Source organism: Lentibacillus populi (genome assembly GCA_014642895.1).
GTDB classification, from domain to species: domain Bacteria; phylum Bacillota; class Bacilli; order Bacillales; family Amphibacillaceae; genus Lentibacillus_C; species Lentibacillus_C populi.
In genome coordinates, this window is the sequence record BMJD01000015.1 from 23,769 (window position 1) to 49,506 (window position 25,738).

Consider the following 25,738-nt stretch of genomic DNA (forward strand, 5'->3'; position numbering starts at 1 on the left):
TAAAGTATATAATTTATTTCAAGGTTAAATATTGTAAATACTTCAAAAAAGGTGAGACAATGGCTCAAGATTATTTGAATAGAACAAAACAATGCTTCCCAAAATTAACTAAAGGATTAAAAAAAGTTGCAGATCATTTGATATCTGAACCAATGATATTTGCAATTCACCCCGCCAAAAAGGTCGGAAAAATCATCGGAGTTAGTGAAACAATGGTAATACGATTCTGCACAACAATTGGTTATAGTGGTTATAAGCCTCTTCAAAAAGAGATAAGAAAACACCTTCTAGATCTTAATCAAAGTTCGTTGGAAGAGTTAAATACAAATAACTATCCGGCCAATAACTACACTCGCAGCATGGTAGCAGATATAAACAACTTAAACAGCAATATTAATGAAATTGAGTTAGAAAACATCGATGCCTTTGTAGAAACAATCATTGACAGCCAAAAATTAGTTATTGCAGGATATTATCATTCGTTTACATTTGCACATTGGCTTTACTTTAACTTAAGTTATATCTTAGGAAATGCTTCCTTATATCGCCCAGAAACTGATGCGGGCTTACTGGATTTACTACCGGAGAAATCATGCATTATCGTTTTCTCTTTTTATAGATATGCACTCGATACGTTGCGCCTCGCAGAAGAAGCAAAAAATAAAGGAATTAAGGTAATTACCATAACAGATTCCCGTGTGGCGCCCGTAACCGAATTCGCGGACATTGTTATTCCTATAAATATGAAAAGGAAAGATTTATTCAGTAAAGGGCCAGTAACATTGTCCATAATTAATGCTATTTTATATGAAATTATTCAACGAGTTGAGGATAGAGAAAAAATCCAGGAAACTTACAAATATTTTATAAAAGATGGTGAAGATTAATGAAAAATACAATTGAACAAAAGGTAAAAGATACTTTTCATTACTTGCATGAACATGCCGAAATCAGTTGGGAAGAAAACGAAACAACAAAATATATAGAAAGAATTTTAGAAGCAAATGGATGCAGGGTCGTCACATTTGATGATTGTACCGGAGTTATTGGAGAATATGGCAATTTTCATAGCAATATTCCAGTAATTGGGGTTCGTGCTGATATTGATGCATTATGGCAAGAGGTTGATGGTAAATTCCAAGCTAATCATTCTTGCGGACATGACGCACATATGTCTATGGTATTAGGTATTCTTTGGACTTTAGAGCAGAGTCCCGAATTAAAGAATAATGTCGCGATTAAATTAATATTTCAACCCGCGGAAGAAAAGGGCACAGGTGCATTAAAGATGGTTGAAAAAAATGTTATTGATGATGTCGATTATCTATTTGGCGTTCATTTGAGGCCTAAACAAGAAACCAAAATGGGACGAGCAACACCTGTAATTATACACGGTGCTACCAAGACATTGAATGTAGAAATTAAAGGCGAAGATGCACATGGGGCCAGGCCACACTTGAATCATAATGCGATTGAAATAGCAGCAGAAATTGTAAATATGCTTAGTAAGATCCACCTAGACCCACGTATACCTTACTCTGTAAAAATGACAAATATTCAGGCAGGAGGAAAAAGCGCAAACATTATTCCGGGAAATGCTACCTTCTCATTAGATCTCAGAGCCCAGAATAATAAATTAATGGACGAATTAGAAGAGGCAATTTATGATATTTTTGCATCCATCAGAGATTTATATAATGTTGACTTACATGCTGCTGCCCATGGAATTGCTGCTGCCAAAACCAATAGGGAAGCCATAGACGTTATGGAAAAAGCAATTGAGGATACACTTGGAATTGACAAAGTTGATCAACCCTTGGTAACACCAGGAGGGGACGACTTTCATTTCTATACAATTAAAAAACCTGACCTTAAAGCCACAATGCTTGGCTTAGGGTGTGATTTAAGACCTGGTTTACACCACCCGAATATGACATTCAATGAAGATGCCTTAATGGATGGCGTGAATATTTTGTTTAGAGCTATTATGAATACCTATGGGGCTTCACAGTAGTGGTTAAGAAACGTTTATTTTCACATTTTCCTATAAAAATATTATAAAATATCTTTTATAACAGAAGTTAACCAAGTTAATTCAATTTTAGTTTCCTATGATACTCTAAACGTGCAGAGCGGACGAACTCAACTCTGCACGTTTATTTATATCAGCATCATATTTGGTACTGATTATCCGCCAAGCCCATTTTTTTCCCCACTCAACTCAACCAAAATTTTCACTTCAATCATTAGTTAATGATTCAAAATCCGCCTCCACAACATTATTCAATTTAATACGGCTTGTAATAATTTCTTTGGCATTGAAATCGCCGGCAGCCATCATATCAATCGTTTTTTAAATACTGCAGGTTTATAAGTGGTACCTTGAAGTAATTTTTACACCTGAATGAATAAGTTATTTCAACCCGAATATTATACATGACCGACTATTAATTTTTTATGCAACACAAGATGCTGATTAAATAATCTATAATAGTAAAAATGTAACACAAACAGCAAATGATTTCCCTATACTCTATTATTATATGTTCTGAAAGGAGTTACGAATGAAAGTGACTTTTTTAAGCTCAATCAAACACAGGCACCTCCACCAATAACGCCTGTTCAAGCGCATACCCTATCTGATAAAGCTTAGCTTCATCAAATTCCTTCCCTATTAATTGTACCCCGATCGGCATTCGATCAGCCGAAAAGCCACAAGGCAATGTCAGACTTGGAAAGCCACTTAGATTAGTTGGGGCGGTTAATTTGGTAATGGTCCATCGAATATGATGTTCATCGCTTTTATCTTTTCCCGTGTGTCGCTCATTAATATTTGGCGGTAGTATAGACATAGTTGGCGTAATCAATGCATCGACAGTGTCTAATACCTCTCTATATTCCTGTTTCGCCAATTTCTGTGTTCTCATTGCTTTTGCATAGTCGTAACCCTTTGTATCTAAGGCGGTTATTAAACGCTCCTTCACTTCGTCATCCCATTTAGTTGGATAATCAAGCAAATTTTGCGCATGAATTGCATATGCATCACTCCGAAGAATCACCTTATGCGCCTCAGAAAATTCGTGCATACTGGGAATATTAACGGTAGTCATTTTAACACCTAAACGTTCCAAACATTTAATAGCATCTTGAATACATGTGTCAACTTCTGCATCTAAATCTTCATAATAAAATTCTTCAGGTATACCAATTTTAATATCCTTCACATCTTTTCCAATTAGACGTGTATAATCTTCAGGCTTCCGATATATTGCATCGGGGTCCTCTTTATCATAGGCTATGATAGCATTCAGCATAATAGCATTGTCTGTAATAGTTCGTGTCATGGGACCAACATGATCAAGAACCCAAGACAGCGGGTACACCCCTCGCTTACTAATACTCCCATAAGTTGGCTTCATTCCTACTATTCCGCAAAATGATGACGGGATACGAATTGACCCGCCGGTATCTGTTCCTAGTGCGCCGTAGCATAAACAGGCCGCTACAGCTGCGGCTGATCCACTACTTGAACCACCGGACATTTTCGATTTGTCATGTGGATTAGCCACAACCCCATAATAGGAACGATCTCCGGTAGGTCCATAGGCAAATTGATGCGTGTTTAGCTTTCCGACTATTATCGCACCAGCCTTTTTTAATTGTTCAACCACGAAGGCATCTTTGGCAGGAATATAATCCTTGAAAATTTCCGATCCCATCGTAGTTCGAATGCCCTTTGTAAATATAACATCCTTTAATCCAATTGGTATTCCATGAAGTGGACCTCTATATTTGCCAAACTGTAATTCTTGTTCCCGCTCCTCTGCTATCACCAAAGCATTACGATTAAATGTTATAAAAGAATTTAAATCTTTATCAATTCTCTCTATCCTTGCTATCAAGTCTTTGACTAACTCAGTTGGTGATACCCCGCCGTCTTTCATTTTAACGGAAAGACCGGCTATACTATTCGCATACAAACCCCTATGTTTATCCATTCTGATCCCCCTTCTAAAAAGAACCTACTGACCAAAGATACTAATTGATTTAGTCAAATATTTCACTATCTCCCTCCCGATTTCAATGGATGCAGTGGCAGCCGGGGATGGAGCATTACAAACATGAATCATTTGTTTGTTTTGAATAATGACAAAATCATCCAGTAACGCCCCATCGCTATCTAACGCTTGGGCACGTACACCAGCCTTAGCGGGTACAAGATCCTCTCTCTTAATTTCAGGAATGAACTTTTGCACATCCTTGATAAATTGTTTTTTACTGAACGAACGATACATTTCCCTTAATCCTTCTGAAGCATTTTCCATGGCCAGTTTTTGAAATCCGGGGTATGCGATGGTTTCCATAAAATCTTTCCAGAGAAAACTCGTTTTTTGATACCCTTCTCGTTTAAAACTTAACACTGCATTGGGACCGATTAATACCCTGCCATCATTCATTCTGGTGAAGTGCACACCCAAAAATGGAAAGTCTGGGTTAGGGACTGGATAAATCATATTTTTCACAAGATGTCTGCGATCTTTCTTTAATTCATAATATTCTCCCCGAAATGGAACGATTCGTAAATCTGTTTTTACATGGGACATTTCAGCAACACGATCACTTAGTAATCCGGCACAATTAATTAAAAAGCGAGTTTGGAAGTCACCTTTATTTGTGTGAAGTGTAACAGCTTCATCCTCTTCATCAATCGATTGGACTTCCGTATTTAATGCAATTATTCCGTTTCCTTTTTCTATTATTCTTGCAAAGGAAGCTGCTACTTCCCGATAATCCACAATTCCTGTAGACGGAACTCGTATCCCAGCTATTCCATTTACATGTGGCTCAATTTCCTTCACTTCATCAGCGGTAATTCTCTCAACCCTTAGTCCATTTTCAACACCTCTTTTATATAGATTCTCTAAAAGAGATAATTCCTTTTCTTCTGTTGCGACAATAACCTTTCCGCAAACTTCATGTTTGACGCCATAAGTTTTACAGAATTCTACCATTTGTTTATTTCCCGTTTTGGCAAGTTTTGCTTTCAAGCTTCCTGGTTTATAATAAATTCCAGAATGAATGACACCACTATTTCTTCCCGTTTGATGAAGGGAGATTTCTGCTTCCTTGTCAAGAATTAAAATGGAGGCATTTTTATACTGTTGAGATAGAGCCATTCCGACAGAAAGACCAACTATACCAGCACCTACAATCGCAAAATCGAATTTCACTTGTACCACCTCTCCTTCCTCCAAATTTTATATAGTTGAATGTTTGCTACTATATGGATTTATATCCCAAAATACTACAAGTATCTCTGCTTAACTTTCTGTAGGTGGCTATACATTGCAGCCCTCGCTTGTTTTGGGTTCCTATCTCTAATGGCGATCATTATTTTTTTATGCTCTTCTAATATTGTCTCAGGCTTTCCTGGGATCTGAAACGTTTTAGCTCTACTTTCTTTCAACCCTTCCAAAAGTCGGTCAGACACCATATACATGACCTCAGATATCAACAAATTTCTGGCGATCTTTGCTATACTCATATGAAAAGCTAAATCCTCTTTAGCAGCGAGTTCACCAGCTTTAACTGCCTTTTCTAAATTTACATACGACTGATGTAACTTCTTAATATCTTCATCATTACACCGTATAGCAGCGAGATGGGATGTCTCTCCTTCAATTGCCTGTCTCAGTTCCATAAGTTCGACGATATTTACCGTTTCACCATGAACTGCTAGATTCATTTTCATAATAATGTCTTCTACATTATCTTCACGTAATGTAACGCCACTACCATGCTTGATCTCAATCAATCCATTTGATTCTAATACACTAAATGCCTCTTTAACGGATGTTCTAGAAACAGATAATCTTGCAGCCAAAACCCGCTCCGAAGGTAACTTATCTCCAGGGAGTATTTCCTTGTTTTCGATCTCACTTTTGATATGTTCTACAACCATTTGGTAGACACGTCTTTTCCTATTGGATGGTACAGTCACGCTCATCCCTATCCCTTCATTTTTAAAATTGGATGGTCCAGTCAAGTATATAATAATGCAATAAATTATTCAATAATCAAATTTATTATTCTATATATCCTAATTATAAAATTCAAAATAATCATTGACTTTAATAATAAAATTTGTTATTTTTATTTAAATTGGTTGGTCCACTTTGAATCTCGACACGCGATCTTATTTCTTTTAATTAACGAAAGAAAAAATTAGCTTAAAGGTAGGTGATACAAATTGAAACTTGCGAGTGCTCAATTAACTGCTTCTTCTGATAAAATGGCGAATCTCAAAAAGGCCTGTGATTATGTGGAGATGGCAAAAGATGCTGGAGCCGAGATTATTTTGTTTCCGGAAATGTATATGAGTTACATACCAAATGATTCAGAAATTCGGCCCGCTGAAATTGCCGAGACAATCAACGGCCCATTTGTAAGCGCATTAGCAGTAGCTGCAAAGAAGAACCATATTTATATCATTTGCGGTATATATGAGTCTTTTACAAACGAATTTGAACGCGCTTACAATACTGTTGTTATAATTTCAAACACAGGCGAAATAATAGGTTCCTATCGAAAAACACACTTATGTGATGCGTGGAATGTTAAGGAATCGGATACGTTTGTCCCAGGAAATAAGCCTTTTGAAGTAGTCAAAACACCATTTGGGAAGATTGGATTAATTATATGTTACGAACTTAGATTTCCAGAAATAAGTAGACAATTGGCGCTCAAAATATTGATATTTTGTTTGTTCCTGCCGCCTGGTACCAAGGTATTTTAAAGGAAGACCAATGGGAAGTACTTTTAAGAGCAAGAGCCATTGAAAACGTTATTTTTGTGTGTGCTTCAAATCAAACAAATAATGGGTTTACCGGCCACAGTATGATAATAGACCCAATGGGTGCCATTTTGACAAGCGCAGCTGAAGAAGAATGTTTACTAATCACAGAAATTGACCTTAACAGAAGGAAACGTATCAAAAAAAAGTACCAAGTGTAGAGAATAGAAGACCAGAATTATATAAGCATTAATATTACAAATATCATTATTTTAGTTAAGATTGGAGTGTATTAATTATGGTTTCCACCTATTTATGGGTACTGTTAATCATCTTTCTATTAGCTATGGGTTATCTAAGCTATATCTCTGCAAAGAAAACTAAAACAATTGAGGATTTTGCGATTAGCGGTGCAAATTTAGGTCCATACGTTCTTGGCCTATCCTTTGCAGCTACTTTTTTTAGTGCTGCAACTTTTATGGGATACCCCGGATATTCGTATGCCTGGGGATATAGTAACCTTTGGATGTTTTTAGGTCAGTTCGGCGGCGGTGCACTTGGGATTATAGTTGTAGGGAAGGTCGTTAGAGAATTAAACAAGTCACAGAAATCATTATCGCTTCCTGATTGGTTAGGGGATTATTATAATAGTGATTTCCTCCGAATCGGAACCGGCATTATTATGCTCTTCAATATTTTCTACATTGCAGCTCAATTTACGGCCGGTGCTCAGATATTTTCAACCATGCTTGACCTCAGTTATCATACGGGGTTAATATTTATAGCTTTAATTGTAATGACTTATGTATTTGTTGGTGGTTCATATGCTGATGTTTATACAGACGCTGTCCAGGCAATCATTATGGCCATTACAGGCATCGTTGTTTTTGTGTCAGGAATTATGATATTTGGAGATGGAAGTATCACAAAGGCGTTTACTAATATTACAGCGAAATTAGCCTCTCAGGATCTGAACCTAGTAAAGGTAATTAACACTGAATCAGGAAACTACTATGCAGTATCAGTCATTATTGCAATATTTATTATTCAATTTGCTTTTTCTTCCCAGCCACAATTATTTAATAAAGTTTTATCTCTCAAGAATCCTAACGACTTAAGGAAAATGATTACTACCTATATGTTAACAGCATTATTATGCCTGGTAGTACTATTTGGTGGCTTTTATGCTCGTGCAGCGTTACCATCAATTGAATTAGCTGACCTTGCACTGCTTGAATATGTAACCTGGGGGATGCCAGCAATTCTGGCAGCAGTAGTAGGAGTTGTTATATTAGCAGCAGCACTCTCTACAACAGATGGAATATTTGTCGTTATCTCTACTGTTTTCTCCAATGACATTTACAGAAAGGTTTTGGTTAAAAGAGGAATCGTTAAAGCAGATGAGGAAAAATCTAACCGCGTAGCACTAAAAATCAGCCGTTGGAGCGTAATCGTAGTTGGACTAATTGCTTATTTAATCGTCCTGAATCCACCAAAATTTATGGCCGATCTTATGTGGATAGGTATTGCTGGTGTTTCATCAGGTACAATGGGGCCGCTCCTGTACGCCGTATTTACGCGAAAAAAAGCATCACCACGGGCAGCGGAAATTTCAATGGTTTTAGGGTTACTTTCCTACCTAATCATATATTTTGGCGGATTTGAACGGAGTCTAATGGCGGCAGGAGCCTGGGCAACCTTAGTCGGTATTGCAATCATGTGGATATTAGCTACTATATTAAAAAAGCCCGTGATGGAAAAAGATCAGGATGTTAGTAAAATATTTTAATTTGGATTGGAGGAGAAAATTTTATGTGGGTTAATTCAATGTTATCCATATGGTTTTATGGAGTTATTGGCTTCATAGTTGTATGTGGAGTGATATTAGGAATTGCGTACTCCAAAAAAGAATAGTTGATCTGGATACTAAACATACTGTTAATTCAAAACGCAAGGAGTGTTAGAATGGCTAAAGCAGATCGCCAATTAACGGAAAAGGAAAATAGCATAGGAGAATCCTCATTAAAAGTGGAAAACATAAGCTTTTGGGACGGTGTAAGCATTATTGTAGGATCCAGTATTGGTGCCGGGATTTTAAGTTTAGCCTTTGGGGCCAGGCAAGCCGGGTTTCCTGTTCTGGTATTTTGGATAATTGTTGCAGGTATCTTTACTACCATATCCATGCTATATCTAGCAGAGACGACGCTAAGAACCAAAAAACCATTACAGCTTAGTGGCTTAGCTGAAAAATACATCGGTAACATAGGGTCATGGTTAATGTTTGCATCTGTTTTTATAAACTCATTAGGTGCATTGATTGCTTACACAACGGGTAGTGGGGATATACTGGCAACTATGCTCGATGTTCCAAATATTGTCGGAAGTCTCCTTTTCTTTATACCATCTTTACTTGTTGTATGGTTAGGGTTAAAGGTAACGGGGGTAACGGAAAAAGTAATTGTTGCTGCTATGACAATTATGGTACTTATTCTTATTCTAGCTACATTAATTGGGCCTGGGGTTAAAGCAGACCATTTATCCTATATGAATATTGGCTTTGCAATCCCTATTTTTAGTCTGACTATTTTCTGTTTTATTTCACAGTATACGGTTCCCGAACTTGCAAGGGGTTACGTACAAGGAGATGTAAAACGTTTACCTCGGGCCATTATCACCGGTATGATTATCATTGGTATCCTATTGATATTAGTTCCTATGTCAGCATTAGGGTTATCTGGACCAGATAATGTTACGGAAATCGTAACCATTTCGTGGGCGCAAGCATTAGGTCAATGGGCCTTTTTTATAGCTAACATTTTTACACTATGCGCTTTTATAACTTCTTTTTGGGCTATCGGGGAGAGCCTATTAACAAATATTGTGGACAAATTACGGTTTCCATCTGAATGGGATATCAAATATCGACTAATAAGCATTGCTATCGTTGCACTGCCACCGTTTATTATTGCTTACACAGATGTAATTGGGTTTGTCGATGTTCTATCCTTTGCTGGTGCTTTTGCTGGAGTTATAATGGGGGTATTACCAATTATGATGTTAAATCGGGCCAGAAAATACGGAGATCGAGACCCGGAGTGGACCTGTGGATGGATATCTCACCCTGTCATACAGGCTTTAATTATGATTCTTTTTGTTGGTGCTGCAGTATATACGTTCCTTGAAATTTTTTCAATACTTCCAAGCGGATGGTAGGGGGAAAGGTTATGCAAAAGATTGAAGGTAATTACATTTATGCTTTTTCAAAATCAAATGATATTGTTGGATCTGTTAACCTAAATGAAAGTTTTATAGTTGAGACACTGGATTGTTACAGCGGAGAGATTAGCAATGAAAAAACGCTAAGATCTGATATTCCAAATCTCAAGATAAACCCTGCAACAGGCCCAATATACATCAATGGTATTAATAAAGGGGATACTATTTCTATTGAAATAATTGATATAAAGCTGAACTCTTACGGTGTTATGGTAACTGGCCCAAATATCGGAATGTTGGGGGACTATATTTCCGAATCACAGACTCGCATCTTACCGATAGAAGGAAACAAAGCAATATTAAATAACAGCATAAAAATTCCAATTAATAAAATGATTGGTGTGATAGGGGTTGCACCCGAAAACAACCCTGTACCCTGTTCAACACCTGGGGAACACGGCGGAAACATGGATACGAAAGATATAACAGAAGGAAATAAATTACATCTACCTATTTTTCATGATGGAGGATTGCTCGCCTTGGGAGATTTACACGCAGCAATGGGTGACGGTGAACTGGATGGAACCGGTGTTGAAATCGGAGGAGAAGTTACACTAAAGGTAAGAAAGAACCAAAATACAAAACTCCGTACGCCAATTGTTGAAACAGCTGACCATTTCATGATCATTTCTAGTGCAAAAGAATTTAAAGATGCGGTTAGAAAAGGAATGCTGGAGGCAGTCGCTTTATTACAGCGGCAACATAATCTCGAGTTTCCCGATGCCTACCGTCTAGTAAGTGCTGTTGGTGAGCTCAAAATTAGTCAGCTGGTTAATCCAAAAATCACTATAAGAATTGCATTGCCAAAAACAATTTTAAATACAATTTCCTAATGTTAAAAAGGCCAAATAAACTTTTACTGCCGTAAGAGTTTATTTGACCTAAATGGTAATCTACAGCATGGCTTTTTCGCTTAACATTCTGTATGTTCCATCCCTTGCCACAAAGCGATCGAACCATCCGGCCCAGCCTCATCTTCCAATGCCCGACACGAAACTATCATCCGGACTTCATTTATTTCAGCTTCCTCGCACCTCACTCCTCAAACTCAAGATTCAATCCACACTCAAACATACGATTCCACGGTGAAAATGTTTGAATATGCTTAAGTTTCTTATCTCTAAAAGAGTTATTGATAACTTCATGATAACGATTCAGTAACCGATTGTTGCGTTCTTTATTAACAATTTCCTCCAGTTCTTTTAAATCAAAATATGTTAAATTATAATTTGGCAGAAAGTCAGAAGTCATTTCCATCCTAACTTCCGCCTGGTAAAAATAGTCATCAATTAAATGATAAAGTAAATTTTCCTGAATTTTATTTACTTTACTGTTTAAACTAATTACACCTTGGCAAATGGTGCTTCCAAGTGTATTGCAATTCGTATTCCACCCTTTATAAGAAATAACCCGGTCGAGAATATGCTTTTCATCTAAAAGTTTAATCAGCTCATAATCTCCACCATTAGCAAAAGCGGAATCCGCTATGATAACATTTTTTCCATTTAATACGCAGGAATGTATCTGTTCCACAAAAAACTGGATATTTCGAAAACTGGAATAAGTAATATCTTTAGATACCTGCTCCCATGACTCCTGCATTACCCGACCAGGGGTATTATATGCAAGTACAAGGTCTGCTTTTTCAAGCGAACTGGTTAATTGACATCCTGACGCAAGGACATGAGCTTTTAAACTTTCTGCAAAAGGACGGTCTTCATACATTGGAATTAATTGTGGTCCTAATGTGCTGCTCCAGAACGGATAAATGGTTGGGTGTACTCCTTTGAACTTGTTGTATACACGAGTTAAAAGGGTTGCTCCTGCTTCGTCAGCCCCTGGATAAATTTGCACTTTTTCATATAAGCCCATCTTATTCCGCTCATTCACTATCTGGGCTTGATCTATTGCGGAATACCCATATTCTGCGCTGTCATCCAAAGGAATCGATAAAAATGTTATTACACCTTCTGAAACCAACCGCAGAATTCCTTTATTGATATATAAATTAAATTTTCGCCGCGCCTCATAATCCTCTATCCATTTAACTGGTAACCTGGATTCAATTTCAAGCAATTGCTCATGTTCTGTTTCTGATAGAGTATTCCGTTTTTGCTTATCCAATAAATATGATCGCGAGAATAAATCGCTCCCCCATTTTTCATAGTAATCTGGTTCTTCATCACTGGAATTGTACTTAGGTGTACGCATAATCATGTTTGAAGCATAGATTGGTGTCTCTGGATGAGCGGCCCCGAATTTATTTAATCCTGCTAACCATTGTTCCCCTTGTTTGTATGACATGTAATGCAGGCGGGACGGCAACAATCCGCCAAACAGCAGCATATCAATACTTAATATAATTGCATCCACATCATAAACTATCTCGTTTAACCATTCCCACAATCTTTCTGTATTTCCTGGAACCTTCTTATTCCCAAGCAAGATGGGATCAGGCAAAACAAGGGAAATATCGTTTGACGAATCGGCAATCCGTTTCACTACATCTACATTACAAGGACGTTCATCTATCGGCAGATAGGCAATTATCATCGATTACACCTCTTTTCGAATCCCAAATATAATAACATTATACATGCATTACCTGCTTCTTTAACTCTTCAAAAATAATATCAAATAAATATAACACAGAAACTTCATTCACATTGTTTATCCCTGGATATTCATTTTCATTTGATGGAACAACAAACAGCAATTCAGATATATCTGATAGCGGAGAATCCTGCTGACTAGTAACTCCAATTGTTTTTGCTCCATTGTTTTTTGCCTTTTCCAAAATATTAACAACTTTCTTTGAATATCCAGATAAACTAATCCCGATAACACACGAATCTTCGTTTATGAAATTTGCAGACATCTTCATGTGATATGGATTGGAGAAAGCATCCGCTCTTATTCCTTTATTTAGAAATTTATACTTTAAAGAGTCTACCACTGTTGACAAATTATTGGAGCCATACAAATAAACATTTTTTGCTCCTGTTACTTTGGCCTTAAATTTTTGAATTTCATTTACTTGGATTAACGCATCAAACTTATTTAATAGCTTATTATAATTGTGTTTTACCTTTGTAATACTCGATGTTTCAATATGTTCGTATAAACGTGTACTAACAAAAGCCTCCTTTGCCATCAACCGTAATTTATTATAGGAGCCAAATTCTAATTTCTTACAGAACCTTGTAATTGTTGCATCGGAAACGTTAATGTTTTCTGCGAGTTGGGAGATTGTTGTATTGGAAACAGATGCCAAATTATGAATCACATAGTCAGCCACCAGCTGCTCCCGTTTTGTCAGTTTGTGATTGTTTGATTCAATGATTGCTGTAATACTCTTTAATGGTTGAATAGATTCTTGTAATAAAAAATGCCTTAATGCTCCTATCATCCCAGCATTGTTCAGGTTTTGGGCAATTTCAATCTTGGTGTTATCGAGTACAGCAGGAATAATATCCTTTTTTAATTGATTCATTAATAAGGGGTATAAATAATCCTTTTGCGCTGTGATTCCACCTCCAATTACAATCATTTCGGGGTTCATCATATAAGCAATTGTGGCAATGCCCTTCGATAAATAACTAACCTGCCTGGATATTTCCTGAATACATATGCTGTCACCTTTTTTGGCCAGCTCAAAGATTTCCTTCCCGGTTATATCATGTTTAGAAATTTCTTTCTCGTATGCAACATTTTGAATTAGTGTTTTCGTGGACGCCAGGTCTTCAAATTGACCACCTTCAATTGGGATATAACCAATTTCACCAGCGCTAAAATTGTGTCCTGTATGCAATTTATTATCCAGAATAAAACTTCCACCAATACCTGTCCCGATTGTTAGACAAAAAAGACTTTTCACGTATTTTCCTGTTCCTATCCAGGATTCCGCCAAACCGGCACAGTTTACATCATTTTCTATTTCAACTGGCAAGCTAAAAAAACTTTCCAATTCCTTTTTTAGCGGGAAACCAGTATATTCGGGAATCAACGGGGAGGCATATATAATATTTCCCTTTACTGAGTCAACCTGACCCGCTGTGCTAACGCAAATTCCCTCAATGTTATAATGATCAAGTAATGGTCTACCTAATTTTTTTACTTTTTCTATCATGGATGGCCCACCCAAATGTGCCTCAGATGAGCATTCACGTTTTTCAACAATTGATCCATCTTCTTTTAATATGCCATACTTTAACAATGTCCCACCTATATCAAAAGCCAAAAATTGCCTCATCGTTTTCACCTTCAATTTCTGTTAAGACTATCCTCTGTTGTGTTTAACCTTTAACTGAACCCTCTGTAACACCGGAAATAAAGTATTTCTGCAGCCAAATAAATATGAGAAGCGTTGGGATTACGGTTAAAATGGATCCTGCACTTACTAATTTCAAATTTGCACCATCAAAGTTTTGGGAAAGCTGTGCGAGCCCTATAGATAACGTATACATGCTGCTGTCCGTTGTGTTAATCAGTGGCCATAAGTAATCTCCCCAGGTTTCCATAAATGTAAATATAGCAAGGGTAATTAAGGTTGGTTTCACTAATGGCAATGCTACTTTATACCAGACCTGAAATTTGTTCGCACCGTCTAAATATGCTGATTCCTCCAGCTCCTTCGGTATGCGAAGAAATGCTTGCCGCATCAAAAAGATTCCAAATGCTGTTGATACTTGCATAATAACTAAACCAACATGTGTATTATGCAAACCTAATTCACCGGCTAATTGAAATAATGGAGCCATAAATAATTGAAAAGGAACCATCATCGTTGAAATTATCAAAACGAGTGCGAAACTTCTGCCTTTGAACTCCATCCTTGCCAATGGATATGCGGCTAAACTGCAAAAGAACAAATTTAACGGGATTGCAATTGCAGATACAATAATTGTGTTAATAAAATATGAACCGAAATTAGCTCTTTCGAAAGCTTCCACAAAATTTATCAATGAAGGATTTGCAGGCAAAAAGCCATCATAAATTCCTTCACCTGGTGACTTTAATGAAATAAAAAGCGTCAGTAAAAATGGCCCAACCGTAGTTACAGCAACTAGCAACATCAAAGCATAAATCCATATCCTTTTACTGAGTTGATTTACCTGCATTCGGTACTCTCCTCTCTTATTATGCCCTTAAATCATCTTCCCGCTTACTCGTTAGTTTCATTTGCAATAGTGAAGCAATAATAGCTAAAATTAATAATACCAAACCAGCTGCCGAAGCAATACTGACATCGAGACTCATAAATTTATTATAAATATAAATAACTAATGTAGTCGTAGCACCTGCTGGTCCACCGCCTGTAGCAATGGCAATTTCATCAAACACCTTCATCCCGGCTATTATTGTTAATATAGAGACAAGGGTAATAGAGGGTACCAGCATTGGTACCGTGATTTTCCGAAATTGCTGGAATGTTGATGCGCCATCAATTTCAGCTGATTCATAAACTCCTTTTGGCAAAGATTGCAGACCTGCCAAATAGATAATCATATAATAGCCAAGTCCTTTCCAGACAGTGATTACTGCTACAGCTACGAGTGCAGTACCCTGTTGTACTAATAGATTCGTAGGTGAGTCAAAGATTCCAAGCTTCACCAGGAAATCAGATATCATTCCGTTCTGTGAATACAGCATTTTCCACATTAGTGCCCCGACTACCATCGGGGTAACAAATGGCAAATAATATAACACCCGAAACGTGGTAACGCCACGAAGTTTCTGATTCACCAGGACAGCCAAAACCATCGGCAAAAAAATATTTAAGGGAAGAACAATCAATAGAAATAATAGTGTATTGAGCAATGCATTCCAAAAGGCTTTATCAGTAAATAATTCTTTAAAATTTTCCAGACCGACAAATTCTCCCGTTCCCGAGATCAATTTATAATCTAAAACACTCCAATGAAAGGCCTGTAAAATCGGATATATAAGAAAGGTTCCCAAAATCAGGATAGACGGCAATAAAAACAGCCACGGTGTCATCTTAAACATCTTTTTATTTGTTCTATTAGAGATTAACCTTTTAGCCACTTTAATCTCCCCTTCGAAAAATAGAGACTAGCTTTTTGTAAAGAGCTAGTCTCTTATAGTAGTTTTGTCTTTAAAATGTTACATCTTCCCCTGTCTCTTCAAATGACTTGGTCCACTCTTCAGCTAATTGACTAAGCGCCTCTTCTGAACTTAATTCGCCTTGCAGATTTTGTACAAATATATTTTTGGTTGCTTCACGCACATCAGCACTGTTTTCGGTAGGTGGTATTAAAACTTCGGCCCGCTCCAAAGCCTTCGAAGCTTGCATCATACCTTGGGCTTTAGGAGAATCTCCAGCTTCTTTAAAATAGGAATCATCCAATGAATCTTTTGTAGATGGCAGCACTGTACCGGCAATCTTTGCAAATTCTAGTTGATTCTCTGCATTTGTAATATATTTAAGAAGTTCTACTGCCGCCTCTTGATTCTTAGTTTTTGAAGGTATAGCAAAGTTCATTACATCTACATTAATTGGTGCATCTTCTGAAACAAGTGGCGGGCCGGACTTAGATGTTTTATAAATATTCGGTGCCCCAGATTCAACCGGACCAAGAAACGTCACTCCACCTTCTAAAAAGGAAATGTTACCACCCATGTATAATTCTTGACCTGATTGTATGGAACCCTCTGCAGCTTCTTGAGGGATCAGACCTTCTTCATACATCTTCTGCATTGTTTCAAAGTACTTCAATATCGCTTGATTATCTTCAAATACTGCTTTTCCATCTTTAACGATCGGATCTCCATTCGCTAGTGAAACCATTTTTTGCATAATCACATTACCATCATTTATAACCGGATAATAAGAAGCCTTTCCTGTTTTATCCGATATTTTTTTTGCTGTTTCGTATATCCCATCGAGTGTCGTTGGTAATTCTTCAATACCGGCCTGCTCAAAATGTTCATTATTATACCATGTGACCGTTGTTGTTAAATACCACGGCAGAGCGTATAAACTATCATCATTGATACCTGCTTTAAAGGGACCCTCAACAAATGAATCTTTCGTCTTTTCATCAATTAGATCAGTTAAATCAAGTAAACCGCCTTGTCCCGCTATATTGGCTACATAAAGTGGATTCAAATTAACTAAATCTGGTACTTCACTGCCCGTTAGTGACGTCAATACTTTTTGTTCCATTTGTTCCTGTGGAATATCTTCAATGATAACGTCTACATCCGAATACTTTTTTTCAAAACCCTTTTCAATGTCTGAGAAATAGGAATCAAAAGGTTCCCCAGAAAGCGATGCGGTCCACATTGTCACCTTACCCGATATTTCCCCAGAATCTGATGTGTTAGTTTCATCGGAATTTTCCCCACATGCTGCTAAACTTATTAGTGACAATAGCAAAATCGAATTAAATAGAAGCTTTGCCAATAATCTGCTCATGAGTTCCAATACCCCCTTTGATTAAGTAAAAGCGCTTTCAATAAATACTATACAATAGTAGTTTGATAGTTTCAAGCAATTTTAAAAATTATTTTACTTTATAAATTTATTTTGAAAATAATTTTCTATTTGAGTGCGGTGTCGTAACAGATCTCTCTCGGCTGACTCCAATAATTACTAAATTTCCGAGCTAAAGGATATATTCAATTTCAATCCACAAAAAGAGGTAATTCAAATTGAAATACCCCTTCAACACAAATTAACTATCAAGTTAAAAATTTCCACGAAATCAATACATGATGTAAAAAAAAAGTCTCTATTACTATTTAGTTACCGGTAATCTAGATAAATACAAATGGTACTCGGTAGGAGATAAAATCTCCATAATAAAATAACAGCGAATAAAACAACTCAAGCACCTTTCTTAACCTTCCCTGTTACCTCCTCAAACAACCCATACTTCCGCTTCGTCCTCTCTAAAATTTTTATCCACGAGGCACTGAATACCGCCAGAAAAAATACATTTGATAAAGCGTGAGCAAGGTCATGGTAAATGCTTGCTATATATGTTGCCGTAAAAATTTCCCAGGTCATGTTATCAAGATAACTAACGATGATCCAAAGATTCATAAACCAGCCAAATAAATAGCCCCATGTAAAGCCAAAAACTGAGCGCCCCCAGCCCTTTTTCATCCAACCTTTATTGCGAAAGAGTCCAGCTGTCATCCCCATCATGCCCCAAGCATACATTTGCCATGGTGTCCAGGGGCCTTGTCCAAGAAAAATATTGGACACGATGGCCGCCACAGCCCCAACGATGAATCCTGATTCGGCTCCAAAAGCGAGCCCGGTAATGATAATAACGAAGGAGGTCGGCTGAACGCTTGGCAAACCAGCAAAAGGAACACGCCCGACAGCAGCAATGGCAGCCAGGATGGCAAGAATGACGACTTCCCTGCCTGTGATGCTTCTTATTTCAAATCGGGCAAAGAACGGAATCATCATACAGGCAATAATCATCACACTTACCAGTAAATAAGCACGGTAATGGAAAAAAACAATAGATACGACCAGCAATAACAAAATGGCGATGGAAACAATGGTCAAATAGGTACGTGATTTGGCCATGATGCTAATGCCTCCTCCAGTGTCAAGGTCCCTGTTAGCCCACTTCCGCTTGTAGCACGATTAACAGAGGTAGTATAAAAATAATTGCCTTGAAACAATTCAGTTGGAGTCCCCTCAGCCATGATTGCACCATCAAACATCATCGCACATCGTTCGGCATATTTGGCAGCAAATTCAATATCATGTGTAACCATTACGATCGTCAAGCCCTTTTGATGCAACTGTTTCAATAATCTGGCAAAGTGTTGCTTGGATAAAGGATCAAGCCCTTTCGTCGGTTCATCAATGAAGAGTATCGTTGGACTTCCCAGCAGCATGCACGCCAGAGCTGCTTTTTGCATTTCACCACCAGAACAATCATATGGGTGCTGGTGCCGGATATGCTCAATTTCAAATGTACACAGCATTTCCACGATTTTTTCCTCACCATTATCTATCTTTTTCTGTTCCACTACTTCCTGCATTTCCTTATCGATCGTGTCATGAATAAAATAGGTTTTCGGGTTTTGTGGTAGATAAGCAAAGTTGTTATACAGTGCTTTCCCTTTTAGTTTGCTTGTTTCCTTTTCTCGAAAAAGAACCCGTCCACGTTGCGGCTTGATGTTGCCAATGCAAGCTTTCAGCAATGTACTTTTGCCTGATCCATTTCCACCAACAATTGTATAAAACTCCCCTTGTTTCACCTCTAAAGCTAAATTTTTCAAAATGTATGGCGTCTTTTTGGTGTACTGAAAATAGACCTCCTGTAAAGACAGAATAGACTCATTTTTATCGTTTGCCGCTTTTTGCTCAGTAGACATTAATGGTGACACTGTTCTTATCCAGCTCCTGCATTCTTTGACAGTCAGAGGAATACTCGTTTTCTCCAAGTATTGCGCTTTTTTCATATACAACTGTGAAATGGAGGGGACATAGGGAATAGCACGCTCATCGTTGTTTTGAAAAATCGCTTCAATTATGTCTCTGCTCTCCCCTTCATACCGCACGAATCCCTTATCCATTACTATCACATGATCAGCAATAGCAAACAATTCCTCAAGTCGATGTTCAACTAAAAGAGTGGTCATGCCCATTTCCTTATTCAACCGCTCCAGCATGAGGATAAGATTCTTTGCTGCAACCGGATCAAGCTGGGAAGTTGGTTCATCAAGCAAAAGAACTTTTGGCTTTAACAGAAGAACACTCAACAAGTTCAGCAGTTGCTTTTGCCCTCCCGACAATTCTGATGGTTTGGCCTTTAACAATCCCTCCATACCAAAAAAATGAACCAATTCGGCAACTCGCTTACGCATTTCCAAGTTGGAGTACCCTAAGTTTTCCATACCAAAAACCATTTCCTGCATGACATCATCCATAATAATTTGATTATCTGGATCTTGAAAAACGAAGCCAATTTCTTCGATCAACGTTCGATCGTCCCATTCACTCAAAGCCTTTCCCAAATATGTAAGTGTTCCCTCCAGTTCTCCTGCAGGGGCTATCTCCTTTTTCAGCAGGCTTAGCAGTGTTGTTTTCCCACAGCCGCTTGGCCCGCAAATCACAGTGAAATCGCCTTCCTTTATTGTAATGGAAATGTTGTTTAAAGCTGGTTCCATCGCTTCTAGATAATGAAAAGAAAGGTTTTTCATTTGGAAAATATCCACCGTAATTGTTCTCTCCCTTCAACGATTAATGGAAATGAATGTAACAATAACATAGCGTAGAAAAGCACCCAATCAAGTGGATAGAAATGAAGCGTACCAAGCTTTGGATAAATAATCATTTTCCCATACCCCAACGCGCCTCCAGCAATGCAAATACTAAAAAGTGCAAGTAACGCAATCATCCATCCCCAGTCATGCTTCTTCAGCCGATACGGAATATAGGGATTTTTCTTTCCAATTCCATAGCCTCTTGCCTTCATGGAGTCAGCCGTTTGCATAGATTCATCGAGTGACCAGGTTAGTAAAATTTGTGTTCTTAGCTGCCCCGTTTTTGCCCTGTTTCTGATCGACCCTTCTGTAATGCTTAATCCACGGATTCGCTGCACCGCACTAATTTCCTGGAGTCTTTTTTTTAATAACGGTACAAATCGAATTGAAAGCATCGTTAAAAAAGCCGTTCGCGGCAGGATTCTTGCAAAAATATACAGAAATCGGTTTCCATTTAAAATAAGATTAAAGGAGATGAACAGAAGCAGGATAATAACGATTGTCAAGGCCATTGTAATGCCATAAATGGTTGCTTCTAATGTTACTTGCTTCCCCCGGAAATAAAATAAAATGTTTGTCCCCCGTGATACCAAAAAAGGATTTAACACGATAATTAGCGTACTCATCACCAACAACGCAGGAATCCATTGCCGAACTGCTTTTCCCCGGTCATGTGACACGTTGACCAGAATCATCAATAAACATGCCGTACCTAAAAATAACGGATGTTTAAAGTAAAAAGCCAGCGTTCCAACACATATGTAATAGAAAAATTGAACAAAAGGATGATAAGAGCGAAAACCATTTTCCATACTCCACACCTGCTTTTAAAAAAATTGTAGGACGGGAGCAATTCCGTCCCGACCACAACACTAATCATGAACGTGGACAAGCCTCTGCCCCCTTATTTCGGACATTTCCCATCCCTCCGAACAGGAGCTAAGTCTGCGCCAAGATCTTTCCCAAGATTTGTTGTGTACAACCACTCAACCCGATCTCCATCACATACAGGTACTACACCTGCACCACGATCAGGGAATACACCGTTTATTCGGTACATCCAGCCGCTTCCCTGGCCGCGGTCGAATTCATATACATTGTCTATTCCTTCGACATACGCGGTTGCACCTTGACCACCACGATAATCCATCTGAATTTTTTTCTGTTTGGTAATTTGGATTAACGCTTCTAGTACAGTATCTTCATTGGTTATTTCGATTTCGGTTGGTGGTAACGGAACCTCGCTGCCGGATATAACGATTGAATAAACAATTGTGTCCTTATTTGTTTCAGGCTCCTTATTTTCATTGGGTTTACTTGTTTTACTTGATCGATTCTTACTGGATTCAGATTTCTTCGTTTCTTCTTTATCCGGTTTTTTATTAGTTTTGTTTGTTTTTGTTTTGTTTTTATCGGCTTCTTCATCTGTATTACTGCTACTATTCTTATTCACCACATGGTTTGATTTTTCACCAGTATTCTTTTGATTCGATAATGTAGAATCATCTGAACTTGACTTGTCATCAGAATTAGATGGTTTCGTTTCTTGTTTTTCTTCATCCTTTGCAGATGGTGATTTTTTCGGTTTTTCCTTATCTTTTAATTCCTTCTGATCTGTCTCTTTAGCATCACTTGCACTGTCGCTGACCTCTTGACCTGGATCATCTTCAAGTCCAGTAGGCTTTTTTACCGAATCTTCACAGCCAATCAAGGTAAAAACAGCAAATAATAAGAAGAAGATTGCCGCAAAATACTTTGCATAGCCTCTCATTCATACCCCTCCTAACCATCAGGCCATGATTAACCTTTTCCCGCTAATCTTCTTTTGCGGATATAGAATATAATAATTCCAATAACAAGCAGGAACACACCAATCAATAGAATGTTATATAAATTGGTTGCGGTATTTGGCAATTTCTTACCCGAATCCCCCTTGCTTTCATCCGACACGTTTTTATTTGGTGATTCATTTCCATCATTGTTTTTATCGTTGTCTTTAGAGCTCTCAGGTGATTTCACCTGGTCATTTTCTTTTTTGGGAATAACATTATCCTCTTCTTTCGCTGGCGACTCAGGGTCAGGCTCGATTTTTCGTTCCGTAAAGTCATAAAAGCTTCCTTGATTCTTCACGTACATGTCATACGCTACAAGCCCTTGAAGTGCCTGCTCTGTCGCCATAGAATTCGATATACCATCATTCAATGTATGCTGAAATCCGCCATCTTTCATTTGAAAGCTTAGAAGATGGTCAATTAAATGGGTTCCGTTTTTTGTAAACTGCTCACTTGTCGGATCAATTCCATATGCTGTCAGGCCAATAATTACTTGCGAAGTGGCTTCACTGGTAATACCTCCGACAAAATCACCACCATCAAATCCTCCTTCATCCGTCTGAACAGATGATAAATAAGCAACCGCTTTATCCAATGCTTCTTTTACTTCAGACTGATCCTTGTATGGACTTAGACCAGTAATTGCCATCGCCGTTATATCAATGCTCGGTGTATCAAAATTCTCATTTAAATTCCAGCTGCCATCTTCATTTTGCGTACGCAATAGTTCATCAATTAATTTTTGCCGGGTCCATTTAGCGTCTTCCGGAACATCAAATTTTTTCGTATCAAGCGCTATCAGAGCAAAGATTGGCCCATTATTTCCCTGGAACGTCATTGTGTCATAACCACCACGTCGCTCAGGGCTATTGTAAATTAATTCGATTAAATTAAGTCCCTCGATATTCCGCGGATCTTTCCCCAAGGCAACAGCAGTCATTGTCAAACGTTCAATATCGGTGATTTTAACACGGTTACTTTCCATTTTATTAACAATTTGTGATTGGATATTTTCCTTAAATAAGGCTTCATAACTGTCCGGGACCGTTTTTCCTGCTTTCACCAATCCGATAGCCTGCCACTCACTATTGATTCCTTCTTGTAGCATATTGGTTATTGCTTTATTAATTGATTCCGTGATTGAAGGAGTTACTTTTTCCTTCTTCTGATAAAATATATTGTAATCTTTTACTGCTGTATTTCCAGCTTGATCAGTGGCTGAAACAGCAATATGATTCTTGCCTTCGCTTAATGTTACGGAATAAGTATTATCATTTTGCGGTTTAATTTCCTTATGATTAACCTTTACAGATGGGACTATTTCGCTGTCGACATCATCCGTTACATTCACTTCAAATGAAAGTTCCGGGTTTGTTACCGTTTCACCATCATCTAACCCTTTTACACGTATGCTTGGTTCCGCAGTATCTGCTGGTGGAGCCTCTAAAACCGTCACCTCTGCATATGGGCGGGTAATGTTTGCCTCGCCTTGGTCATTTTCCCGTTCAGCAGATAATGTATAGGTTCCCGGTTTATTCAAAGTGAGCGTTGCTTTTCCATCTTTATCCGTTTGTACCTTACTACCATCTTTACTATATGATTCATTATCAACTAAAATAGTAGCCCCATCCACAGGCCCTTTTGACTGTCCATTTGTCGAAACATTATAAATTAGTCCTTGTTGTTGAACGGTAAAAGCCTCTCCCGCATGAACAGTTATATCTGAATCAACAAACCATGAGTAGGTGTTATCCATATAGTTATCTACATAAAACAGGACAATTGATTCTCCGTCGACAATTTCCCTGTCCAATACCCCAACTGGTACATATTGATGATTAATATAATACATCCAGCCACTGTTTGGGCCATGGTCAAATTCAAATAAATCATTGACTCCAGCAATATAATTTCCACCATACCCTAAATTAAACTGATCCGAGTCTTGCGTATCAATTCCTGCAGTTTCCAGCGCCCGAATAATGGCATGAATCGCCCTTGGTGTGTCTTTCACAATCGGTGTATTTCCATGAACATATTTTTGCAGGTCAAAACTCTCAACTGTGACTTCAGTAGGTGGCAAAATGGTTTTGTCAGTAGATTCCACTCTTACATCTACGGTAGCAGATGTTGAACTATCTCCTGAAGCCCACACTGCCGTTGATTGCGGGAACGTAAAAAAGAACGCCAGTAATAAAATTAAGCCGATATTTATTAGTTTATGAAACCTTTTCAACTAAACCTTCCCCCTCCATGAATCCGCTTTCAATAAATTCCCCATAAAAAATACACCCCTTTACGAAGTGGTGTATGGTGGTTATCTGGCACAGAATTGTTATGTATCGCCATGTTCAGCTAAACGAATTTTCATCATGCCCGAGCTCACCTCCCTATCCTCGTAGGTTGAATGGCGTAAAAAGTAGGCAGGTCTCCTGACTCATGATCATCATTTTCTATTACCTTCCCATCGAATGACAGTGGTTTATAATTAGAAAACTAGCATTTACAGTGGCGGGACCGTGCCGGACTTGCACCGGACTTCCCTTTTAATGATTTCCTCGATTCCCATCGACAAAATCAACCTAATTTTTTCGTATTCAATTAATTTCATTGTATGTAATCAATGTCGTGAAGTCAAGCAGAGGATGAGCAAGATTACACAACTGAAAAGTTCCCTATTCAATTCCCCAATCCACTTCTTCAAGCCCGGCCTGTTTAAGTAATTCATTGGTCTTCGAAAAAGGCTTGCTCCCAAAAAAACCCCGATGTGCAGATAATGGACTAGGGTGCGGCGATTTAATGATGTAATGCTTTGACGTATCAATAAGCTCCTGTTTTCTTTGTGCAGCAGCACCCCACAGAATGTAAACAACAGGATTTTCTTTTTGATTTAACGTCTCAATCACACGATTCGTGAAGATTTCCCAACCCATTCCTTTATGTGAATGTGCTTGTCCAGCTCTAACTGTTAGAACCGTATTCAAAAGGAGCACGCCTTGTTTTGTCCAACTGTGTAAATAGCCGTGGTTCGGTATGGAGCAGCCTATATCATTCTGTAATTCAATGAAAATATTTTTTAATGAAGGTGGCTGCGGCACCCCAGGTTTCACGGAAAAACTTAGGCCATGCGCTTGATTCGGACCATGGTACGGATCCTGCCCCAGTATTACTACCTTTACATGCTCAAAAGAGGTCGAGTGAAGTGCGTTAAAAATATCATGCATATTTGGATATACCGTCCGGGTAGCATACTCCTCCTTCAAAAATTCCCGCAGCTTGAGATAATAAGGCTTGCTAAATTCCTCACTTAAAAAGTCAGCCCAATCATTTTCCAAAATCTGTTTAGCCATATCTATCATCCTTTTCATTAATGATGTTATACCAATAGTAAACTAGAAAATTTTGATGGTGCAACCGATTTGTACCGAATAGTAGCACTTATTGAAGCAAACTTCTTAGGGGAGCTATCTTTTTTATAAAGTTCGGGGGATGACTAGGCACCTGTGATTCTTAGGTGATGAAATACAGGACAAACGCGATAAAAATTGGTAAACTTCTTATTATGAAGGAAGGGCTG

At 38.1% G+C, this 25,738-nt stretch carries 19 protein-coding genes, 1 pseudogene and 1 riboswitch; of the genes and pseudogenes, 6 read left to right on the forward strand and 14 right to left on the reverse strand.

Translation table 11 applies throughout. The features are described 5' to 3' along the window. Positions 1–59: 59 nt before the first annotated feature. Both IEX12_RS10825 and IEX12_RS10830 read left to right on the forward strand, forming a co-directional pair. Positions 60–887, forward strand: a complete 828-nt coding sequence (locus IEX12_RS10825) for a MurR/RpiR family transcriptional regulator (protein WP_088052715.1) — start codon at positions 60–62, stop codon at positions 885–887. Beyond that, a complete protein-coding gene (locus tag IEX12_RS10830; protein ID WP_088052714.1) occupies positions 887–2,014 on the forward strand; it encodes a M20 peptidase aminoacylase family protein in 1,128 nt (375 codons plus the stop codon). Before IEX12_RS10825 ends, IEX12_RS10830 begins: the two co-directional genes overlap by 1 nt. Before the next feature lie 571 nt (positions 2,015–2,585). Here the strand turns inward: IEX12_RS10830 and IEX12_RS10835 are convergent. From IEX12_RS10835 to IEX12_RS10845, 3 genes are all read right to left on the reverse strand, one after another. Continuing rightward, positions 2,586–3,998, reverse strand: coding sequence for an amidase (locus IEX12_RS10835; protein WP_188725137.1), 1,413 nt, complete (start codon positions 3,996–3,998; stop codon positions 2,586–2,588). A 24-nt stretch (positions 3,999–4,022) separates the two neighbouring features. Continuing rightward, a complete protein-coding gene (gene lhgD, locus IEX12_RS10840) occupies positions 4,023–5,231 on the reverse strand; it encodes an L-2-hydroxyglutarate dehydrogenase (RefSeq protein WP_268811349.1) in 1,209 nt (402 codons plus the stop codon). A 74-nt stretch (positions 5,232–5,305) separates the two neighbouring features. Beyond that, positions 5,306–6,007: a FadR/GntR family transcriptional regulator gene (locus IEX12_RS10845; protein ID WP_088052712.1), complete on the reverse strand. Its 702-nt coding sequence runs from the start codon at positions 6,005–6,007 to the stop codon at positions 5,306–5,308. A 285-nt stretch (positions 6,008–6,292) separates the two neighbouring features. Here IEX12_RS10845 and IEX12_RS10850 point away from each other — a divergent pair. From IEX12_RS10850 to IEX12_RS10865, 4 genes and pseudogenes are all read left to right on the forward strand, one after another. Further along, positions 6,293–7,014: pseudogene (locus tag IEX12_RS10850) on the forward strand (carbon-nitrogen hydrolase family protein). A 77-nt stretch (positions 7,015–7,091) separates the two neighbouring features. Then, positions 7,092–8,582 (forward strand): sodium:solute symporter family protein, encoded by a 1,491-nt coding sequence (locus IEX12_RS10855; RefSeq protein WP_088052710.1) that lies wholly within the window; start codon positions 7,092–7,094, stop codon positions 8,580–8,582. 176 nt (positions 8,583–8,758) lie between these two features. Then, positions 8,759–10,006 carry an aromatic amino acid transport family protein gene (locus tag IEX12_RS10860; protein ID WP_088052709.1) on the forward strand — a complete coding sequence of 416 codons (1,248 nt, stop codon included), beginning with the start codon at positions 8,759–8,761 and terminating at the stop codon, positions 10,004–10,006. Between the two features lie 11 nt (positions 10,007–10,017). Beyond that, positions 10,018–10,902 carry an acetamidase/formamidase family protein gene (locus IEX12_RS10865; protein WP_088052708.1) on the forward strand — a complete coding sequence of 295 codons (885 nt, stop codon included), beginning with the start codon at positions 10,018–10,020 and terminating at the stop codon, positions 10,900–10,902. A 202-nt stretch (positions 10,903–11,104) separates the two neighbouring features. Here IEX12_RS10865 and IEX12_RS10870 read toward each other — a convergent pair whose 3' ends face one another. From IEX12_RS10870 to IEX12_RS10920, 11 genes are all read right to left on the reverse strand, one after another. Next, positions 11,105–12,622 (reverse strand): DUF4127 family protein, encoded by a 1,518-nt coding sequence (locus IEX12_RS10870; RefSeq protein ID WP_188725138.1) that lies wholly within the window; start codon positions 12,620–12,622, stop codon positions 11,105–11,107. 37 nt (positions 12,623–12,659) lie between these two features. Continuing rightward, on the reverse strand, positions 12,660–14,321 hold the full coding sequence (locus IEX12_RS10875; protein WP_188725139.1) for an ROK family protein: 1,662 nt from the start codon (positions 14,319–14,321) through the stop codon (positions 12,660–12,662). A gap of 43 nt (positions 14,322–14,364) precedes the next feature. Then, entirely contained in the window at positions 14,365–15,189 is an 825-nt protein-coding gene (locus IEX12_RS10880; RefSeq protein WP_188725140.1) for a carbohydrate ABC transporter permease, read from the reverse strand. 19 nt (positions 15,190–15,208) lie between these two features. Next, positions 15,209–16,117, reverse strand: a complete 909-nt coding sequence (locus tag IEX12_RS10885) for a carbohydrate ABC transporter permease (protein WP_286171081.1) — start codon at positions 16,115–16,117, stop codon at positions 15,209–15,211. 70 nt (positions 16,118–16,187) lie between these two features. Next, positions 16,188–17,510, reverse strand: coding sequence for an ABC transporter substrate-binding protein (locus IEX12_RS10890; RefSeq protein ID WP_188725141.1), 1,323 nt, complete (start codon positions 17,508–17,510; stop codon positions 16,188–16,190). A 411-nt stretch (positions 17,511–17,921) separates the two neighbouring features. Continuing rightward, positions 17,922–18,638: an ECF transporter S component gene (locus tag IEX12_RS10895; protein WP_188725142.1), complete on the reverse strand. Its 717-nt coding sequence runs from the start codon at positions 18,636–18,638 to the stop codon at positions 17,922–17,924. After that, positions 18,614–20,281, reverse strand: coding sequence for an ABC transporter ATP-binding protein (locus IEX12_RS10900; RefSeq protein WP_188725143.1), 1,668 nt, complete (start codon positions 20,279–20,281; stop codon positions 18,614–18,616). The genes IEX12_RS10895 and IEX12_RS10900 overlap by 25 nt, the downstream gene beginning before the upstream one ends. Continuing rightward, positions 20,263–21,141: an energy-coupling factor transporter transmembrane component T gene (locus IEX12_RS10905; RefSeq protein WP_188725144.1), complete on the reverse strand. Its 879-nt coding sequence runs from the start codon at positions 21,139–21,141 to the stop codon at positions 20,263–20,265. The genes IEX12_RS10900 and IEX12_RS10905 overlap by 19 nt, the downstream gene beginning before the upstream one ends. A 92-nt stretch (positions 21,142–21,233) precedes the next feature. Beyond that, on the reverse strand, positions 21,234–22,100 hold the full coding sequence (locus IEX12_RS10910) for a DUF4430 domain-containing protein (RefSeq protein ID WP_188725145.1): 867 nt from the start codon (positions 22,098–22,100) through the stop codon (positions 21,234–21,236). A gap of 29 nt (positions 22,101–22,129) precedes the next feature. Continuing rightward, on the reverse strand, positions 22,130–24,397 hold the full coding sequence (locus IEX12_RS10915; RefSeq protein WP_188725146.1) for an LPxTATN C-terminal sorting signal domain: 2,268 nt from the start codon (positions 24,395–24,397) through the stop codon (positions 22,130–22,132). Positions 24,398–24,566: 169 nt separating this feature from the next. Further along, a riboswitch (cobalamin riboswitch) is annotated at positions 24,567–24,762 on the reverse strand. Between the two features lie 74 nt (positions 24,763–24,836). Further along, entirely contained in the window at positions 24,837–25,511 is a 675-nt protein-coding gene (locus tag IEX12_RS10920) for a uracil-DNA glycosylase (protein WP_088052698.1), read from the reverse strand. Between the last annotated feature and the right edge of the window lie 227 nt (positions 25,512–25,738).

What these genes read in the sequence shown, in the direction of transcription:
- IEX12_RS10910 (WP_188725145.1), bottom strand. Translation starts at nt 22,100, where the DNA reads ATGAGAGGCTATGCAAAGTATTTTGCGGCAATCTTCTTCTTATTATTT.
- IEX12_RS10875 (WP_188725139.1), bottom strand. Translation starts at nt 14,321, where the DNA reads ATGAGGCAATTTTTGGCTTTTGATATAGGTGGGACATTGTTAAAGTAT.
- IEX12_RS10860 (WP_088052709.1), top strand. Translation starts at nt 8,759, where the DNA reads ATGGCTAAAGCAGATCGCCAATTAACGGAAAAGGAAAATAGCATAGGA.
- IEX12_RS10880 (WP_188725140.1), bottom strand. Translation starts at nt 15,189, where the DNA reads ATGCAGGTAAATCAACTCAGTAAAAGGATATGGATTTATGCTTTGATG.
- IEX12_RS10865 (WP_088052708.1), top strand. Translation starts at nt 10,018, where the DNA reads ATGCAAAAGATTGAAGGTAATTACATTTATGCTTTTTCAAAATCAAAT.
- IEX12_RS10830 (WP_088052714.1), top strand. Translation starts at nt 887, where the DNA reads ATGAAAAATACAATTGAACAAAAGGTAAAAGATACTTTTCATTACTTG.
- IEX12_RS10920 (WP_088052698.1), bottom strand. Translation starts at nt 25,511, where the DNA reads ATGGCTAAACAGATTTTGGAAAATGATTGGGCTGACTTTTTAAGTGAG.
- IEX12_RS10895 (WP_188725142.1), bottom strand. Translation starts at nt 18,638, where the DNA reads ATGGCCAAATCACGTACCTATTTGACCATTGTTTCCATCGCCATTTTG.
- IEX12_RS10870 (WP_188725138.1), bottom strand. Translation starts at nt 12,622, where the DNA reads ATGATAATTGCCTATCTGCCGATAGATGAACGTCCTTGTAATGTAGAT.
- IEX12_RS10845 (WP_088052712.1), bottom strand. Translation starts at nt 6,007, where the DNA reads ATGAGCGTGACTGTACCATCCAATAGGAAAAGACGTGTCTACCAAATG.
- IEX12_RS10855 (WP_088052710.1), top strand. Translation starts at nt 7,092, where the DNA reads ATGGTTTCCACCTATTTATGGGTACTGTTAATCATCTTTCTATTAGCT.
- IEX12_RS10890 (WP_188725141.1), bottom strand. Translation starts at nt 17,510, where the DNA reads ATGAGCAGATTATTGGCAAAGCTTCTATTTAATTCGATTTTGCTATTG.
- IEX12_RS10905 (WP_188725144.1), bottom strand. Translation starts at nt 21,141, where the DNA reads ATGGAAAATGGTTTTCGCTCTTATCATCCTTTTGTTCAATTTTTCTAT.
- IEX12_RS10835 (WP_188725137.1), bottom strand. Translation starts at nt 3,998, where the DNA reads ATGGATAAACATAGGGGTTTGTATGCGAATAGTATAGCCGGTCTTTCC.
- IEX12_RS10825 (WP_088052715.1), top strand. Translation starts at nt 60, where the DNA reads ATGGCTCAAGATTATTTGAATAGAACAAAACAATGCTTCCCAAAATTA.